Here is a 17311-nt window from a genome sequence, read left to right as displayed (position 1 = left end):
AACAGTATTAAGCAAGTAGGCGCTTTCTACGACCTGGCCGGTTGCGGCGATAAAGCGGCGGTCACGTCCATTTCGACCAAAGCGAGGTCGCCAAGACGAATTTGCACGTGCTTGCAAAAACAGCATACGCTATTTCCAAGGACAGAAACATTCCTGGGAGAAAGCTGGATGGCGTCACGCTACCACGAGGTCTATGACGGCTGGAAACGCGATCCGGAAAAATTCTGGGCGGATGCGGCCAAAGCAATCGACTGGTTCTCGCCGTTCGAAACGGTCTTCGATGCGAATGCCGGCGTCTATGGGCGCTGGTTTGGCGGCGCCTCCTGCAACACCTGCTTCAACGCCGTCGACCGCCACGTGGCGGGTGGCCGCGCCGATCAGATCGCGCTGATCCATGACAGCGCGATTTCCGGCACGGTCAGGAAATTCACCTATGCCGAATTGAAACGCGAGGTGGTCGCGCTGACGTCGGTGCTGAAGAACCGCGGCGTCCAAAAAGGCGATCGGGTCATCATCTACATGCCGATGGTGGCGGAAGCTGCGTTTGCCATGCTTGCCTGCGCCCGTATCGGCGCCGTGCATTCGGTCGTCTTCGGCGGCTTTGCTTCGCACGAGCTCGCCACGCGCATCGACGACGCCAGGCCGAAGCTGATCATTTCCGCCTCTTGCGGCCTGGAGCCCGGGCGCGTCGTCGCCTACAAGCCGCTGCTCGACAAGGCGATCGAGATGTCGCGGCACAAGCCCGAAGCCTGCCTCATCCTGCAGCGCGATCAGCTGCGCTGCGAGCTAAAGGAGAACCACGACATCGACTATGCCGACGCCGTCGCCCGCGAGCGGGCCGCGGGCGCCAATGTCGACTGCGTTCCGGTGCTCGCCACCGATCCGCTCTACATCATCTACACGTCCGGAACGACCGGCCAGCCCAAGGGCATCGTGCGCGACAATGGCGGCCACATGGTTGCGCTGAAATGGTCGATGGAGAACGAGTTCGGCGTCAAGCCGGGTGAGGTGTTCTGGGCGGCTTCCGACGTCGGCTGGGTGGTCGGCCATTCCTACATCGTCTACGGCCCGCTGCTGCATGGCTGCACGACGGTCCTGTTCGAGGGCAAGCCGGTCGGTACTCCCGACGCCGGCACCTACTGGCGGGTGATATCAGAGCATGGCGTGGTCGCGCTGTTCACCGCGCCGACCGCATTCCGCGCCATCAAGGGACAGGACCCCAAGGGCGAATTCGTCCCGAAATATGACCTGTCGAAATTCCGCACGCTGTTCCTCGCCGGCGAGCGCGCCGATCCGGAAACCATCAAATGGGCGGAGCAGAAATTGAACGTGCCGGTAATCGACCATTGGTGGCAGACCGAGACGGGCTCGCCGATGACGATCAACCCAGCCGGATTAGGGCTACTGCCGGTGAAATACGGCTCGCCCGGGGTGCCGATGCCCGGCTACGACATCCGTGTGCTCGACGATGCCGGCCACGAAGTGCCGCGCGGTACGTTGGGCAATGTCGTGGTCAAGCTGCCGCTGCCGGCCGGCTGCCTGCCGACGCTATGGAATGCCGATGACCGGTTTCGCCAAGCCTATCTCGAGGAATTCCCCGGCTTCTACAAGACGGCGGATGCCGGCATGATGGACGAGGACGGCTATTTGTTCGTGATGGCCCGCACCGACGACATCATCAATGTCGCCGGCCACCGGCTGTCGACCGGCGCCATGGAGGAGGTGCTGGCCGCGCATCCGGACGTTGCCGAGTGCGCTGTCGTCGGCGTGGCAGATGCAATGAAGGGCCAGGTCCCGCTCGGCTTCGTCGTGCTGAATGCCGGTGTCACGCGTGACAGCGCCACCATTGAGACCGAGGTGGTCACGCTGGTGCGCGAGCGGATCGGCCCGGTCGCCGCCTTCAAGACGGTGGTCACGATCAAGCGCCTGCCCAAGACACGCTCCGGCAAAATCCTGCGCGGCACCATGCAGAAGATTGCCGACAAGGAAGACTGGACAATGCCGGCGACCATCGACGATCCGGTCATTCTCGACGAAATCACCGCGGCGCTGAAGGGACGCGGAATCGGGCTTTAGCTGCTTTCGGAGCGCGGCAGGCGGATCGCGGCTTCGGACGAATTCACGAATTCATCCTGCACTGCAATCGTCTGTTGTGCAATGCAGCAATAGCCCTTAAACCTTTGCGTGGGGGGCCATTCCGAAGGCACGGCATGGCTCAGCAAAAAACAACATTCGGCGGCGTCGACATCCTGCGTTTTGTCGCCGCTGTCCTCGTGATGGTCTACCACTACGGCTTCTGGGTGTGGGCGTTCCCCGAGGGCGTTTCGGCGCGTGCGACGGGCGGCATCCCGCCGCATCCGGAAATAGGCGGACTGGTCCAATTCGGATGGGTCGGCGTCCAGATATTCTTCGTCATCAGCGGCTTCGTCATCGCCTTCAGCGCCGAGCATTCGACACCGCTGCGGTTTTTCGAGGCAAGGGTGAAACGATTGGCGCCGGCCGTCTGGATCTGCGCACCAGTCACCGCGATGGTGCTGCTTCTCGTCGATCTCAGTTGGCCGACGGACGCTGTCACCACGCTCATACGCACCGCCCTGTTCGTTCCGTTCAACCCCTGGGTCGACAGCGTCTACTGGACGCTCGGCATCGAGATCGCCTTTTATGCCATCGTCTGGATCCTGCTGCGGCTCGGCCGCTTCGACCTGATGGAAGCGGTGGCAGTTGCGCTCGGCGCGATCAGCACGCTTTTCTGGTGCCTGTACTATCCATTCGACTGGACGGACCTTGCCGAGGCGCGCTGGCTCGACCTGCTCCTGGTGCATCACGGATGTTTTTTCGCGACAGGTGTGCTGTTCTGGCTGATGCGTTTCAAGGCAGTGACGCCCGCCCGCCTTGTCTTCTGCGCCTTGTTCCTGGCCGGCGGCGTGCTGCAGATCATAAGTGCTGTCGACGTCCGCAGCATCAAGGTCGAAGCCGCGATGCCCTACGGGCCACCGATCGTCCTGTTCCTCGCTGCCATGGCGCTGATGGCGTGGTCGTTACGGCTCGACCTGTCCTGGCGCGGCTGGCGCCGGATCGGCCTGATGACCTACCCTCTCTATCTGATCCATAATGTCGTCGGCGCAGCCATTCTCGGCGCCTTGATGCGTGCGGGAGTGCCATACCTGCTTTCGGTGGTCATCGTCGGGGCGACAATGATCGCCGCGAGCTGGCTGATTGCGATCGAGGCCGAACCGCGCATCCGGCTTCTGCTCGACCACACCATCTTCCGCTACCGTCTCAAGGCGGCGTAACGCGCCAGCGTTGTCACGCCGGTTCCTGGCTGCAAACGTCCTACGGTGGAATGTCCGGCACAAAGCAGGGTGCGGACGCTTTTGCGCGACCCGTCGCGGCTCGGCGACCTGATCAAGCGAGGAAATCGACCGGCACCCTAAGGAACGTCATTCGCTACCGACCCTACCGGCTCGTGCACAGGCTGCCGGTCGTGGTCTGTTCGAGGGGCATTCGTCTTCGCTCACGACGGCCTCGGCCCGGTATCGGCCCGACGGCGGAAGACGACGATCTGCCGGTCCTACAGACCGGCCTCAGCTGTTCACCTTCGTCCGCGCTTCCGACTTCTCCAGATAGTATGACGAATATCTGTCGAAGAATTTTTCCGAGCCGCCGATCGATCCATACTTCGCCAGCTTCTTCAAATCGACCTTGTTGAGGACGACGCCGACGATCTTGTTGGCGATATAGGATTCCGAACTCAATATGGATTGCACCATCGCACGCGGCGTGCGCCCCCACTCGGTCACGAGCACGAAGCCGTCGGCAAGCGGCGCAAAGGCCTTGGCATCGACCACGGGGCCGAGCGGCGGCAGATCGACGACGATGTACTGGAAGGTCTCCTTGGCATTGTCGATGAAACGCCGCATCCCGGCCGACGACAGAAGCTCGCTTGTGTGCGAGAAATGACCGCGCGGCACGGCGGGGACGATCGCCAGCTTGGTCTGCCGGTCGATCTTGCCGACGGACTGCCAGGTCTGCCCACTCACCACCGCTTCCATCAGGCCTTGCTCGGCCTCCATGCCAAGGCTGCGGCTGAGGCCGGGGTTACGCAGGTCGCCGTCCACCAGCAGCGTTTTCGACCCGTTGGCGGCAAGCAATCCGGCCAGATTCGCCGCCACGGTTGACTTGCCCTCGCCGGGAAGGACCGAGATCACGCCAATGACCCGGCTGCCTTGCCCTTCCATCACCACGTCGAAGGCAATCTTGGCGCTGCGCAGCGTCTCGGAAAACATCGATGCCGGGGCGTCGATGCTCACCCGCATGCGCGCGCGTCTTTCAGCCGCCGATGGTGATGGGGCGGTTTTGATATCCGCCTGACCGTCATCGCGCTTGTCGTCCTTGGCGACCTTGCTGCCAATGATCGGCAGGTAGCCGAGGAATTTGAGGCCGACGCGATCGCGAACGTCTTCGCCGGTTCTGAAGAACCGCTCCCTGAACTCATTCAGGCCACCAACCCCGGCTCCCAACATCACGCCAAGCACGAGCGAAAGTCCCAGCACTATGGACGTGCGCGGGGTTGCCGCGGACTTCGGCAGCGTCGCGTCCGAGATGACGCGGATCTTGCCGACCGGGAAGGATTGCTGCTGGGAGGCTTCCTCGTAGCGGCCAAGGAACGTTTGATAGAGCGTCGAGAGCGCCGTTGCCTTCTGCTCCAGTTCGCGCAGCTTGACCTGCGACTGGTTGTCGATGGAACTCTTGCCAGCCGCTAACGCGACATTTGCACGGAGCGCCGTCTCGCGCGCGAGAGCGACTTCGTATTCGTTGCGGTAGCTTTCGGTCAATTGCTTCAGCTCGCCGAATATCTGCGCCGATATGTCGGCCCTTTCCTTGGCAAGTGCGACCGCCTGGGGATGCTCAGCCCCGAAATTGGCTTCGATATCCTGCTGCCGCTTGGCGACAGTGAGATAGCGGGTCTTGAGCGTTGAAATGATCGAGTTGCTCGGCTGGTCGGCGGATATCGCGGCGTCCCTGAATGCGTTGTCCGAACCGCTTTCGACGATCGACTTGTATTGCTGGTAGCGGGCGCTGGCGCGGGCGGTGTCGGCCTGCGCCTCAATGAGCTGGCCATTGAGGTCCGACAGTTGCTTGTCACTGATCAACTGGCCGTCATCGACGGCCAGCCCATGTTCGGCCCTGAACTTCTCGACGGCGAGCGCCGCTGCCTGGGAGCTTTCGCGAAGCTCCGTCAGCCGACCTTGCAGCCAGACCGCCGCCCGCTCGGTCGCATCGAAGCTCGCATCGAGCTGATCGGCGAGATAGGCGTCGGCATAGGCTTTGGTAACCGCGGTCGCAAGTGCGGGGTCCGTGGCCTGGTAGGCGATGGAGATCACATAGGCGCGACCGATGCGCTCGGCTTGCACCTCGTCCTGCAGTTTGAGGATTGCGTAATCGCGCCGCGACGAGGCAATCATCGCGTCACGCGTCGCCGGGTCAAGCTGAGTAACGTCGGCCGTACCCACGGCGGGATTGGGACGGAAATACCGGACCACGCCGCGCACAAAACCGGCAGCCTTCGACACGGCCGACGTCGGAGGGTTCATGAAAGCGTCGTTCTGATCGAGCTTCTGCTTGTCGACGACCACCGCCGCCAGTCTCGCCGAGTGGAGTATTTCGATCTGGCTCAGAATGGCGGAGTCGGTCTGCATGCTGACCGACGCCGCCGAGACCTCGTCAACGACCTTGTTCAATCCTTCGTCGATCAGCACACGGCTCGTCGCCATGTAGGTGGGAGGCGTGGTCTGCAAATAGAGCACGCCCAGAAAAAGTCCGATGGCAGCGCATGCCGCAACCACCTTTGCCTGCCTTGCTGCCATGCCGAGCAGGCGCTCGACATCGATGAAATCGTCGGCGCTGACTGGGTCCGAACTCGGCAATGGTTTCCTCTTGTCGAGAGGAAAATTGGCATAATTCATCTTCGGTCCAATTCAAGTTTGCATCTAGAGCGGCGGTCTCTCAAGTCGAACGCGCCGCCGCTCTATTTTTGTTTGAGCCTCGGATCCCAAACCCTGTCTCCACTCGGGTCCGCTGCTCTCGTTTTCAGGCGCTAGAGCGGGAGCATCAGCATATGCCCTACGCAAGCTTCATGCCAGCCACCGCGAGACCTGGGCAGTCAAACATATCGGCATGTCTTGCGTCACCATTCATATGCTTGCTCCCAGAAAATGGGCTTTATGCGGCTTCTACCCGGCGCTCATGCAACCGGACGAACTCCTGAAGCATCTCGAAGATCGGTCCCTTCATGTCGTCGCGCGCCAGCGCGAAGGCGACATTGGCCTGGATGAACCCTTCCTTCGAGCCACAATCGAACATCCGGCCGTTGAAGGGCTGCGCGAAGAAAGCCTGGCTTTGCGCAAGGCGGACCATGGCGTCGGTCAGTTGGATCTCATTGCCGGCGCCGCGCTGCTGATTGCCGAGCAGCCCGAATATTTCAGGCTGCAGGATATAGCGGCCGTTGATGTAGTAGTTCGACGGCGCATTCGCCGGAGCCGGCTTTTCGACCATGGCGGTGACCTCGAAGCCCGAGCCGACATCGGCGCCGCAGCCGACGATGCCGTATTTGCTGGTCTCGGTCGGGTCGCAGCGCTCGACGGCGATGACGTTTCCGCCGGTCTGCGCATAGAGGTCCGCAATTTCAGCGAGACATCCGCGACCGCCGAAGGACACCATGTCCGGTAACAGCAATGCGAAGGGTTCATCGCCGATGACTTCCCGGGCGCACCATACCGCATGGCCGAGACCTTGTGGTGACTGCTGCCGGATGAAGCTCGTCGCACCAGCCACGGGAAGCAGGCTTTCCAGCGCCTGAAGCTGCGCCGTCTTGCCGGTCTGCTCCAAAGTTCCGATCAATTCTGGATGCAGGTCGAAATAATCCTCGATGACCGCCTTGTTTCGGCCCGTCACGAAGACAATGTGCTCGATGCCGGCTTCGAACGCCTCGTCCACCGCATATTGCACGACAGGCCTGTCGACGACCGGCAGCATTTCCTTCGGCATCGACTTGGTCGCCGGCAGGAATCGCGTTCCAAGCCCCGCTACCGGTATGACTGCCTTCCTGACTTTCTTCATTGCATATTCCTTCTGAGGAGATCGACTTCAACCTGTCGCAGGCCGCGAAAACTATTTTTCAGCTGCCTGCACCCTTCACCTCCCCCGCACCCACGGCAAATTGCGCCGCCAACCTTCGCAGCCGAACGGCGATCGGCATGCCCATATGCCAAACCGCCGCCGGATCGCTGAGCGCCGTCCACACCGCCTTGAGTGGGGATCGCGCCTTGATGTGCTGGACCAGAGAAAGGAACGACGCCGCCTTGCGCAGGCTGCGCGTGCGCCTTGCGAAAGCGGCTGCGGCCTTTGCGTCCATCGAATGGGCTCTGGCGAAAACGAGGTCGGCCTTACGCATCGACTCGACGTGATGAAGTTCGAGCACGCGGGAAATGGAGCCGGTCCGGATATGGTAGACATAGCCGGTCGTCGGCTCGACCACGCACTTGCCGCCCTTGGCCAGAGCACTGGCCAGCAGGATGTAGTCCTCGCCGATGATCAGGCTTTCGTCATAGCGAAGCCCGTTTTCGTTCAGAAACCGGCGCTGGAAGATCGGTTTGAGATAACCGAGATTGAACCTGGATTCGAAGACCACATTGCCGGCAATATAGTCCGCCAGCGAGATTTCACTCAAACCCTCGAGATAGTCGGCCGGGAACATCGTCTCTTCGGCAACACCGTCCTCGCGAACCACCTGGAGATTGTCGACTGCGATCGCGGCGCCCGCTTTCTCGGCGCGGTCAATCATGGTGCAGATCCGCCCGGGATAGACCGCGTCGTCGGAATCGAGGACCGCCACCCACCTGCCGCGGGCAAGCTCAAGGCCGACATTCCTGGCGCCGCCTGGACCGCGGTTTTGCTCAAGTGCGACGACGCGGACGATGTCTTCGGGGTAGGATCGCGCCAGATCGAGCGTCCGGTCGCGCGACTGGTCATCGACGACGATCACCTCCACGCTCACATCGCGCTGGGCGATGGCGCTGGCTATCGCCCGCTCGATGGTCAGCTCCGAATTGTAGGCGGCAATGACAAAGGTGACGTCAGGCTGCACGCTTGCCCCCTTCCTGCGGCGAGGGCAGGCCGTATTGGCGGATTTCACGCACGCCGACAAGACCGCTCACGACGCCGACATGCATGATGCCGCGAAGCACGCTGCGGTTCCTGCGCACGGGACTGATGGCGACCGGGATTGCCGACGCGAAACAAAAGACCGCCTTTGCCGAGGCGAGGCCGACTTGCCTGACCAACGCGAGGCCATGCGCGTCGCGCCCCAGCAGGTGTCCATGCGTCTGCCCGACGCGGAACCGGCGGCGACGGAGCCAGTCGAAAGCCGCCCTGGCGCGCGGCACCACTTCATCGACCCAGGCCTGCGGCGAAAAGGCGATGCGACCGCCGGCCTTGACCATATGGTCGAAGAATTCGGTGTCCTCGCCACCGGTCTGACCACGCGCCAGGCTGAATCGCCGGCCGCGGAGGCTGTCGGCGCCCATCCTGAGCAGGACGTTGCAGGTGTAGCCGGTGCGGATCTCGCCGCCCACCCAGACGGGCAAGGTGGAGTGAAAATCGCCGCGGCGCATCCAGTTGGGCGCATCCGGCCGATAGCGCGCCCGCACTGGCCCGAGCACGGCGGCAGCGCCACTCAAGTCCGCCGTCGCAACCAGTTCGACAAGCCATCTCGAGGATGCCGTTTCGTCGTCGTCGAGGAAGGCGACGAAATCCGCCGTGCTGGCGTCGAGGCAAGCATTGCGGGCGATTGAGATGTTGCGTGCCGGGCAATGACGATAGCTGATCGGCAGCTTCAGCGTCTGCGCCAGCGTCGCCACCAGCAGTTCGGCCGTTGGCCCGTCATCATTGTCGGCGACGATGACGCGGATGTCGAATCCCGAAGGCAAGTCCAGGGCGGCGACCGAGCGAAGCGTGTCGGCAAGCTCCGGCCGCCTAAACGTGCAGACGCAGACGTCGACGCTGCGGTTTTTTTCGGCCACACCCATCACGCCACCCTTCTACGTTGCAATCGCGGTCCAAGCAGTTGCAGCCAGAAACCGACGGACCAGCCGAAATGCATGACCATCGCCGAAATCCCGGCAAGGGCGCTGTCCGGATTGCGCTGGCTGATCGCAATCCACACGCCATAGCCGAGACAAACCGACGCCCACACCAGAATCGGCATGACTGCCAGCCAATGCACGAAGAAAAAGGCAGAGAGAAGGACGACAGGGAACACCAGGAGCGGCACCATCTGCCGGACCTTCGGTATCATGCGGTGCTTGAGAACGTTCTTTGCCCGGCCGCGGCCATAGCCGAGATACTGGAAATAGAGGCCGGCGAGCGACGAGCGCGGGTAATAGATCATTTGCGTCTTGCCGCTCATCCAGATCCGGTAGCCGGCCTTGCGCAGCCGGTAGTCGAACTCCGCATCCTCGTTGTGGCTGAACGTCTCGTCATAGCCGCCCACCGCCTTGAACGCCGAAATCCGCATCAGCGCATGGTGACCGTGGTCGACCCACTCTCCCGCCGAGAGATGCCGGTGCTTGGAGCCGCCCGTGCCGAGCTTGGAATTCTGTGCAGCCGCAACCGCGTTCTGCACTGTGCCGCTGCCGCTGGTCAGCATCGAGACGACGACCGAATCGGCGCCGGTGGCCAGCGCCTCTTCGATCAGCCGATCGCAATAATCCGGAGGGTAGCCGCCATGCGCGTCGATGCGAATGAAATATTCAGCCCCATCGCCGTACCTGGCGATGGCGAGATTGATCGCCGCGCTCTGGAGGCGCTTTTCATTGTCAAGAAGGATGACCCTCGGATCCTTCCTGGCGATCTCCTCGACGATCGCCCTGGTGCCGTCCGTGCTACCGCCATCGGCAACGATGATCCGGGCGCCGAGCCTTTCGGCGGCCGGTCGAAGTTCATGAACAAGCGCACCGATGTGAGCCGCTTCGTTCAGGCACGGAATCACGATCAGGTTGGACGGCATTTCGGTCTGCATCATCGGCCCATGTCCTTCCCTAGCCATCCTAAGCCAGTGCCTCGGCAGCATATGAACCGGGCGCGACCGTCAACCCGCGAAGCTTCTCGACGAGCGCCCGGCAATCGCTGCGATCGTGGCTCCAGGTTCGCGGATTTCGGGCAAGAACACGCGCCCGCAATTTCCCGAAACGATGGTCCTCCAACTCGCCCAAGGCAGTCTCGAGTGCCTCGGGAGTTGCTTGAGGCAAGAGAACACCGATTCCCTGCTGGTCGAGGAACCGGCCGGTTTCGGTGTGGCCCATCGAGATCGGCACGGCGCCGAAGCGGCAGCCCTCGTAGAGGCGGTTGGGCAGCAGCCATTCAGAATTCAGCCCCTGCTCGAAAAAATCGATGGCCCAGGAAAAATGAACCTCACGGTAGATCGTCGCCATATCTTCGGGATTCCGATAGGGTCCGCCAAACGAGAGCCAGGGCTCAGATTCGACGAAACCGTGGAAATCCGGAAATTCGGAAAGCGCCGGACGGCCCCTGAGGATGATTTCGAAGCGGCCCTCAAGTCGCCGGGAAAATTCGGCCAGCAGTTCCAGGGAGCGGCGGCATCGGAGCGCGCCGAACCAGCCGATCCGCCAAGGCGGAGCGACGGGCTCCGCCGCCGTGCGATCATTCAGCGAAACCGCGGCAGGCTCGAAATATTTGTTTTCGAGCAGTTCGACCGGCGCGGCAATCTGCCCGAACGGCTTGAAATAGTTTGCGATGAAGGCCGGCGAACTGGTGACCAGCAGCTTTACATCCCTGGCCAGATAGCGCTCCGCGCCGCGCATCGCCTTGCCCAGAAAATCGTCGCGAAGCATCAGGCGATGGATGTCGAGACACTCATAGACGATCGGCACGGTTGCCTGGAATGCCGATTTGGCACGCCGGGCAAGCGCCAGCATTTCCAGATTGCGCGCGATGATGAGGTCGGGTCTTGGCATCGAACCGAGTTTCGACCTGATCGAAACCGCCGCCTGGGTGACCGCTGCCAGCCGCTGGGCGAATCGCCCATCGCGCGTTGCGCCAAGATCGATCGGATGCAAGCCCTCGACCTCGGCGATCGGGCTTGCTGACCGGCGAAAGCCTGCCAGTGTGACCTGGGCACCGCCTGCCTTGAGCATTATGATCCGCCGGCGCACTGCCGGATCGGAGACGTCGTGCACCAAGTACAAGACATGCAGCATGAAAAACTCGACCGCTGTTGGCCCGCCCGAAAGAATCCTAGTACAGCTCGTGCTGCATCGCAACATTTTTGGTGCAGCGTAGCAAAAATCAATGTTTTTTGTTGCGCTGCAATATTATTGCCGTAGTTTGATGGTGGCATCGGGCATGGGTCGGGACTCCGGGACCGGCACGAAAATCAGGGACCCTGAATTTGCAAGCCAATGCATTCGACCCGCCAGAGGGCTCTCTCCGCAGATCGGTCGGACGCGGCGCTATCATCACGGCTTTGGCGCAATCGGTGCGGGTTGCGACGCAGATCGTCTCCGTCATCGTGCTGTCGCGCCTGCTCTCGCCGCAGGACTTCGGCGTCGTGGCGATGTGCGCGCCTGTGCTGGCGTTCATCGCGCTGTTCCAGGATTTCGGCCTGACCCAGGCGACGGTTCAGAAAAGCGGAATCAAGCATGAAGAGGTCAATTACCTCTTCTGGGTCAATGTCGCGGTTAGCGCATTGCTCGCCTGCGTGCTTGCCGGCGCGGCGCCTCTGGTCGCCGCCTTCTATGGCGAACCGCGGGTGTCTGGTCTGGTGGCAGCACTCGGGCTGCAGATCATAGCCTATGGGCTGGGCGCCCAGCATCTGGCGCTGTTGACACGCCGAATGCAGTTCGCCCGCTTGGCCATCATCGACGTCGCAAGCGCCATTGCCGGCCTTGCCGTATCGATCGCCTGGACTTTCATCGACCGTTCCTACTGGGCGCTTTTTGCCGGCACCCTGACAGCAGCCGTACTGCCCACGCTTTGCTACTGGGCAAACTCGCGATGGCGCCCCAGCCTGCCGCGCAAGGTCAACGGCATCAGCGAGCTGATCAATTTCGGCGCCGGCATCACCGGGTTCAACTTCGCCAACTTCTTTGCCCGAAATCTCGACAATGTGCTGATCGGAAAATACTGGGGCGAAGCGCAGCTTGGACTCTATGACCGCGCCTACAAGCTGCTCCTGTTTCCGTTGAGCCAGATCACCAATCCGCTGTCGAAGGTCATGGTGCCGGCTCTTTCCAGGCTGAAGGACGAGCCGGATCGCTACCGCAGCGCTTATCTTCGCGTCATGCCGCTGATATTGCTGGTCGCACTTCCGGGTGTCGCCTTCGCCATCGCCATGGCCGACGTGCTGATACCGTTCGTGCTCGGCGAGCAGTGGCGGCAGAGTTCCAGCATCTTCCTGGCGCTCGGTTTTGCCGGTCTGCTGCAGCCGCTCAACAACCCGGCGGGATGGCTTTTCATCAGCCAGGGCCGCTCGGGCGATTTCATGCGCTGGGGCATCATAACAGCCTTGACGTCGGTGCTGGCCTTCCTGATCGGCCTGCCCTATGGCGCGCTGGGCGTGGCGATCGCCTATGCGGTCAGCGAGTATCTCAGAACGCCTTTTCTGTGGCTGTATATCGGAAAGACCGGGCCGCTGCGGGCAAGCCATATGCTTCGCGCGGCAACGCCCTTCGTGCTTGGCGCGCATCTGGCGCTTGCCGCGATCTGGTTCGCCAAGCCGTTGCTGCCGCAACAGCACATCGTCGCGATGGCGAGCGCGGTGGCGCTGTCCTACATGATCACGGTCATGACCGCGCTGGCGTTTGCTTCCGGCCGCGAGGCGTTGCGGGAGGCCCTAAAACTGCTGCCGGCACGGGCGCCTAAGGCAGCGCCAAGCGAGGCGAAGTAACTTGCACGGACACCCATACGAGGACCAGGTCTGATCCCATGCACTACCGATCGATCTCCGACATGAATGACGCGATTGTCAGGAACCTTCACCGGTTGCCGCGCGATATCGACCTGGTGGTCGGGGTCCCGCGAAGCGGCATTCTCGCCGCCACCCTGCTCAGCCTGACGGCAAACATTCCGATGACCGACCTGGATAGTTTCCTGGCCGGTAAGATCTATACTTCGGGCGTCACCAAACGGCGCGCCGCGCTCGACCGCCAGGCGACCGATATGCGCAAGGTCCTGGTGATCGACGACAGCGTCAGCGGCGGCGCTGCCATGAGAGAGGCGCGCAGCCGGGTAGAGGCCGCCGGCATCAAGGCGGACTTCACCTTTGCCGCGGTGTTCGGCCTGCTGCCCCAACACGAGGAAACCGACATCGTCCTCGAGGTCGTGCCGCATCCAAGGATGTTCCAATGGAACTTCATGCACCACAAATTCCTCGCGCAAAGCTGCGTCGACATTGACGGCGTGCTTTGCCTGGACCCGACCGAAGCAGAGAATGACGACGGCCCCGCCTATGAGAAATTCCTGGGCGAAGCGCTGCCTCTGTTTGGCCCGACCCGCAAGATCGGCTGGCTCGTCACCAGCCGGCTCGAGAAATACCGCACGCTTACCGAAGCATGGCTGGCAAAGCACGGCATAGAATACGACAAGCTGATCATGCTTGACCTGCCGAGCAAGGCTGAACGGCAACGGCTTGGCGTGCATGGCAGTTTCAAAGCCGATTTCTACCGCAAATCCGATGCCATCCTGTTCATCGAAAGCGAGCACCAGCAGGCCCTCAAGATCGCCGAGCTTTCCGGCAAGCCGGTGCTGTGCGTTGAAACGCATCTGGTAATTTATCCTGACACGCTGTCACTTCCGGCACTTGGACAGGCGGCGCGCAACCTTCCGGGCAGGTTAAGGCAGATCAGTTCGCCTGACGGGCGCAAGACGGCAATCAAGACCGTCGCGCGCACGCTGCTTGGCGAACGCGGTTACGAGACGCTCAAAAGCCGGGTCAAACGACCGGCTTGAACCTGGTTTCGGGACTTAAAGCGCGTCACGCGACGCGCGCTTTTGTTTTGTTTTATGCAGTCGTTATCGCAAAACCGCTACGCACCCTCGGGTCAGGCCGCCCAGGGTCAGGCCCGAGGGAATGCTTTTGCGCGACATGGGTTAGGCGGCTTGCCGCGAAGGCTGTTGTGTCGCCCTCTCCAGCATCGAGAAGAAGGTCGCGAATTGACCCGCCGGATCGAGTTCCGGGCGCTCGGAGAATGCACGCGCCGCCGCTGAAAGCCGCCCATATTCCAGGCTGTCGGTCCACAGACGCCTGACCGCTGCCACCCAGTCGGCGAGTGGGGCATCGTAATCCAGCACCACGCCACCGGAGCCGATCGCTTCGGGCAGGCCGCCACGACGCGAGCCGACGACTGGAATGCCGCTGCAATGGGCTTCCGACGCCACCCGACCCCAGGCCTCTTCCCATTTGCTGGGAGCCAGCAGGATTTTCGTGCGGCCGTAGACCGTCTTCATGTCGTTGGTCCGGCTCTCCAGGGTGACGTTGCCGAGCGGCGCGATCGTCTGCTCGATCCGGGCCCGATGATCATCGTCAAGCTTCCAGCTTTCGACGAACAGGAACGGGATTTCAGAGCAGGCGGCGGCGATGCGCACCGCAAGCTCGAAACCTTTTTCCTCATAGGGGTTGATCAGCGTGACAAACTCGCCCGTCGTCGGCGTGCGGTAGAGCGCGGGATTGATGGTCGGCGGTATAACCGTCGAATCGATATCGAATTTTGCCTTGTAGGTGCGCGCCGTGAACTCGGAATTGGCTATGTAGAGCGCCGAATGCAGCTCGCGCAGATCGCCGCCCAATTCGTGGAACTCGACATTCCTGAGATAGACGACCAGCGGCACGCCTTCGGCCTGCAGCGCCTTGCCGATCGGAACCGACTTGTGGCACTGGACCACGGCGACATCCGGCCTCAGCTTTTCGACGGCGAAACCCGCCGCCTCCCAGGGAAACCAGGCGCGCACGACCGGATAGCCCGGAAAGCTGTCGATGACAGCGCGCTGCCTCAAAAGTTTCATCTTGGCGCGCGCCTTGTAGCCGAAGACGCCCTGGCCGAACAGGGCGGCGAGCACCGAAGCCTCATGCCCGTGCTCGCGCAACTGTTCGGCAAGGTGATGGGTGCTGGACTGGACACCGCCGCTGAACTGGGGCGTGTAACCGTTACCGCCTGCAAAAAGCACTTTCATGGTTTCGGCTCCTTGTCGCATTCTCAAGTTTACGGGCAATGACGCACGGCTTATTTTCGGATGCTGGCTTGCGAACCGCTTCAAGCATCCTGCTGCGTCTCCAAATTGGCGAACGGATTGGTACACGGCTGCCATCCGGTGAACCGGACCGGGTCGGCTGGCGAACTGCGCCGGGCGTAGTCGGTCAGCATATGGAACTCGGCAATGACCCAGCGGTCGAAATGCCTCAGGTCCTGTTTTTTCTGTTCGGGCAGAAACCGGCGTGCGGCGCCCAATTTCAGCGCCTCAAGCACAGTGACAGCATCGCCCAGCTTTGTGTTTGGAAATATCCAGGGGTTCCGCTTCTGGAATTCCAGGACGAACTGCTGCAAATGTTCGATGCGCATGTTCAGCCTGCCGAAATATCTTTCGAGCGTGACGCGCACCAGGTCTTCGTCCGAAAGCGAGGAAACGGTGGCGTAGGCGATGCCGGTCGAAGCAACTCCGCCAGCCATGATGGCCAGTGCCGCGCGTCGCGAAACCTTGGTCATCCGGCCATTTCCTTTCCTGCTATCCGGCTCGCCGCCCGCAGGGAGAGGGCTGCCGCCGTCAGGCTCGGGTTGGCGCAGGAACAGCTTGGATATGTGCTCGAGCCGACGACAACCAGGTTCCTGAGCTGATGGTGGATCATGTCCCGATCGACCACCGAATCCGCCGGGCTCGAGCCCATCCGCAACGTGCCCTGGACATGCGACTCGGTGCGCCGGATGCCGCGATCGAAGATCTCTTCGACCGGCAGCGGGGCCAGAAGCGCCGCCAATTTCTGCTTTGCCCGCGCCATGCCCTTGACCGCATAGTCGGATGCTCCCGCGAAACTGACGAAGGCGTTTTCATCCTCGTCGAGAATCACGAGATTTTCCGGGTCGAGCAGGTCTTCGGTAACAATGATGATGGGAAGCGTCTGACGGACACGTCCCTTTTCAGGGCGCATCCCGTGCTGCCAGCGGTTTTCGAAATAGACCAGCGCCGCAGCATGGTCCGATCTGTGAGCGCCGTCATAAAGGCCGAAATTCAAGCCGGTGGTGATGGTGCTTCCGTCGAAATTATCGACACCGTCGAGATAGGCTTCGAAATTCCATCCGTAGGATTCGTGCAGGCCGCGCCCGACGAATTCGCCCGACAGGCCGGACCGCAACATGATCGCCGGGCTCTGGATGGCATTGGCGCCCAGTATGAAAAGATCGCCGCTGACCGAATATTCCTTGCCCTCATGCACGAATGCGACCGAACGGACTGAACCGCCGATATGGTCGAGCCGGCGCACTTCAGCGCCAAGGCAGACCGAAACGTCGGGATGCTCGAAGACGTGCATCAGGCCATTGTTGGCGGTGAATTTGGCATCGACCGGGCATAATCCGCACCGCAAGTTGGCGCAGCAAGAAGACCGTTGCGCGGTCGGCACGCGCGCGCGGGCTGTCGGCATGACAAAATGCTGGTCCGGCTGCGCCGCTTTCATCATCCGGTCCGGCGTCGACATGTGATGCGGTGGCTGGGGAAATGGCCTGGAACGCGGCATCATCGCCGCCATGTCGGGGTCGCCTGAAATCGACATGACGTCCTCTGCATCGCAGTAAAACGGCTCGAGCTCGTCATAGCTGATCGGCCAGTCGTTACCGACGCCGTAGAGGCTTTTCAGCCTGAAGTCGTTCGGGTGAAAGCGCGGCGTCTGGGCGAACCAGCAATTCGTTCCGCCACCCAATCCGATGGTGTAATTCCACGGCTTGTCAGAGTTGGTCTTGTAGGTGGTCTTGTCCTCGATGTCGGTGTTGACGTTCTGCTCGAGCTGCCATTCATGCGTGTTGTGCCCGCCCCATTCCAGAACCAGAATGCGTGCCTTTCGCTGCTTGGCGAACGCATGCAGGAAGAAGGCCGAACCGAAACCGGAACCGACTGCGACAAGATCGAAATGCTCGTTGGCGATCTGTTCCGGCCTGATGCCCAGCACCATCAGAGAAGACCCCTTGTTGACACGAGCGCGTTCATCGAAGCCTTCGCGATCGTCCTTGATGTCCTAGCCACCGGCCTG

Annotated in this window: 13 protein-coding genes; 4 read left to right on the top strand and 9 right to left on the bottom strand. The window is 61.7% G+C overall.

Annotated features, from left to right (window positions below; all coding sequences use genetic code 11):
- Positions 1-168 precede the first annotated feature (168 nt).
- Positions 169-2076 carry a propionyl-CoA synthetase gene (locus AC0L2A_RS14205; protein ID WP_473609268.1) on the top strand — a complete coding sequence of 636 codons (1908 nt, stop codon included), beginning with the start codon at positions 169-171 and terminating at the stop codon, positions 2074-2076.
- Positions 2077-2210: 134 nt separating this feature from the next.
- Complete coding sequence (locus AC0L2A_RS14200; RefSeq protein ID WP_027151563.1) at positions 2211-3293, top strand: acyltransferase family protein; 1083 nt, start codon at positions 2211-2213, stop codon at positions 3291-3293.
- A gap of 291 nt (positions 3294-3584) precedes the next feature.
- Here the strand turns inward: AC0L2A_RS14200 and AC0L2A_RS14195 are convergent, their stop codons facing one another.
- The 6 genes from AC0L2A_RS14195 to AC0L2A_RS14170 form a co-directional block, all read right to left on the bottom strand.
- Entirely contained in the window at positions 3585-5966 is a 2382-nt protein-coding gene (locus tag AC0L2A_RS14195; protein WP_473609269.1) for a polysaccharide biosynthesis tyrosine autokinase, read from the bottom strand.
- Positions 5967-6222: 256 nt separating this feature from the next.
- Positions 6223-7119, bottom strand: coding sequence for a UTP--glucose-1-phosphate uridylyltransferase (locus tag AC0L2A_RS14190; protein WP_023796734.1), 897 nt, complete (start codon positions 7117-7119; stop codon positions 6223-6225).
- Between the two features lie 58 nt (positions 7120-7177).
- A complete protein-coding gene (locus tag AC0L2A_RS14185; protein ID WP_091592817.1) occupies positions 7178-8146 on the bottom strand; it encodes a glycosyltransferase family 2 protein in 969 nt (322 codons plus the stop codon).
- Positions 8136-9086 carry a glycosyltransferase family 2 protein gene (locus tag AC0L2A_RS14180; protein ID WP_473609270.1) on the bottom strand — a complete coding sequence of 317 codons (951 nt, stop codon included), beginning with the start codon at positions 9084-9086 and terminating at the stop codon, positions 8136-8138. Before AC0L2A_RS14180 ends, AC0L2A_RS14185 begins: the two co-directional genes overlap by 11 nt.
- Entirely contained in the window at positions 9086-10078 is a 993-nt protein-coding gene (locus tag AC0L2A_RS14175; protein WP_473609290.1) for a glycosyltransferase family 2 protein, read from the bottom strand. The genes AC0L2A_RS14180 and AC0L2A_RS14175 overlap by 1 nt, the downstream gene beginning before the upstream one ends.
- Positions 10079-10106: 28 nt before the next feature.
- Positions 10107-11276 (bottom strand): glycosyltransferase family protein, encoded by a 1170-nt coding sequence (locus AC0L2A_RS14170; protein WP_473609271.1) that lies wholly within the window; start codon positions 11274-11276, stop codon positions 10107-10109.
- A 191-nt stretch (positions 11277-11467) separates the two neighbouring features.
- Between AC0L2A_RS14170 and AC0L2A_RS14165 the strand changes: the two genes are divergently transcribed.
- On the top strand, positions 11468-12964 hold the full coding sequence (locus tag AC0L2A_RS14165; RefSeq protein WP_287354971.1) for a lipopolysaccharide biosynthesis protein: 1497 nt from the start codon (positions 11468-11470) through the stop codon (positions 12962-12964).
- Between the two features lie 38 nt (positions 12965-13002).
- The gene (locus AC0L2A_RS14160) at positions 13003-14025 is read left to right on the top strand and encodes a phosphoribosyltransferase (RefSeq protein ID WP_473609272.1); all 1023 of its coding nucleotides are present in this window, start codon (positions 13003-13005) and stop codon (positions 14023-14025) included.
- Positions 14026-14166: 141 nt separating this feature from the next.
- Here the strand turns inward: AC0L2A_RS14160 and AC0L2A_RS14155 are convergent, their stop codons facing one another.
- From AC0L2A_RS14155 to AC0L2A_RS14145, 3 genes are all read right to left on the bottom strand, one after another.
- Positions 14167-15246, bottom strand: a complete 1080-nt coding sequence (locus tag AC0L2A_RS14155) for a glycosyltransferase (protein ID WP_473515119.1) — start codon at positions 15244-15246, stop codon at positions 14167-14169.
- A gap of 80 nt (positions 15247-15326) precedes the next feature.
- Positions 15327-15776: a hypothetical protein gene (locus AC0L2A_RS14150; RefSeq protein ID WP_023796742.1), complete on the bottom strand. Its 450-nt coding sequence runs from the start codon at positions 15774-15776 to the stop codon at positions 15327-15329.
- Entirely contained in the window at positions 15773-17233 is a 1461-nt protein-coding gene (locus AC0L2A_RS14145) for a GMC oxidoreductase (protein WP_473609273.1), read from the bottom strand. The genes AC0L2A_RS14150 and AC0L2A_RS14145 overlap by 4 nt, the downstream gene beginning before the upstream one ends.
- Between the last annotated feature and the right edge of the window lie 78 nt (positions 17234-17311).

The sequence above is a fragment of the Mesorhizobium sp. WSM4844 genome (assembly GCF_055811775.1).
Note: the sequence above shows the minus strand (reverse complement) of the source record. Positions and strands in the feature narration are given on the sequence as shown.

Coding starts and splice junctions, on each gene's coding strand:
- AC0L2A_RS14160 (WP_473609272.1), top strand. CDS start 13,003: ATGCACTACCGATCGATCTCCGACATGAATGACGCGATTGTCAGGAAC.
- AC0L2A_RS14205 (WP_473609268.1), top strand. CDS start 169: ATGGCGTCACGCTACCACGAGGTCTATGACGGCTGGAAACGCGATCCG.
- AC0L2A_RS14200 (WP_027151563.1), top strand. CDS start 2,211: ATGGCTCAGCAAAAAACAACATTCGGCGGCGTCGACATCCTGCGTTTT.
- AC0L2A_RS14150 (WP_023796742.1), bottom strand. CDS start 15,776: ATGACCAAGGTTTCGCGACGCGCGGCACTGGCCATCATGGCTGGCGGA.
- AC0L2A_RS14180 (WP_473609270.1), bottom strand. CDS start 9,086: ATGGGTGTGGCCGAAAAAAACCGCAGCGTCGACGTCTGCGTCTGCACG.
- AC0L2A_RS14190 (WP_023796734.1), bottom strand. CDS start 7,119: ATGAAGAAAGTCAGGAAGGCAGTCATACCGGTAGCGGGGCTTGGAACG.
- AC0L2A_RS14145 (WP_473609273.1), bottom strand. CDS start 17,233: ATGGTGCTGGGCATCAGGCCGGAACAGATCGCCAACGAGCATTTCGAT.
- AC0L2A_RS14155 (WP_473515119.1), bottom strand. CDS start 15,246: ATGAAAGTGCTTTTTGCAGGCGGTAACGGTTACACGCCCCAGTTCAGC.
- AC0L2A_RS14195 (WP_473609269.1), bottom strand. CDS start 5,966: ATGAATTATGCCAATTTTCCTCTCGACAAGAGGAAACCATTGCCGAGT.
- AC0L2A_RS14170 (WP_473609271.1), bottom strand. CDS start 11,276: ATGCTGCATGTCTTGTACTTGGTGCACGACGTCTCCGATCCGGCAGTG.
- AC0L2A_RS14175 (WP_473609290.1), bottom strand. CDS start 10,078: ATGCAGACCGAAATGCCGTCCAACCTGATCGTGATTCCGTGCCTGAAC.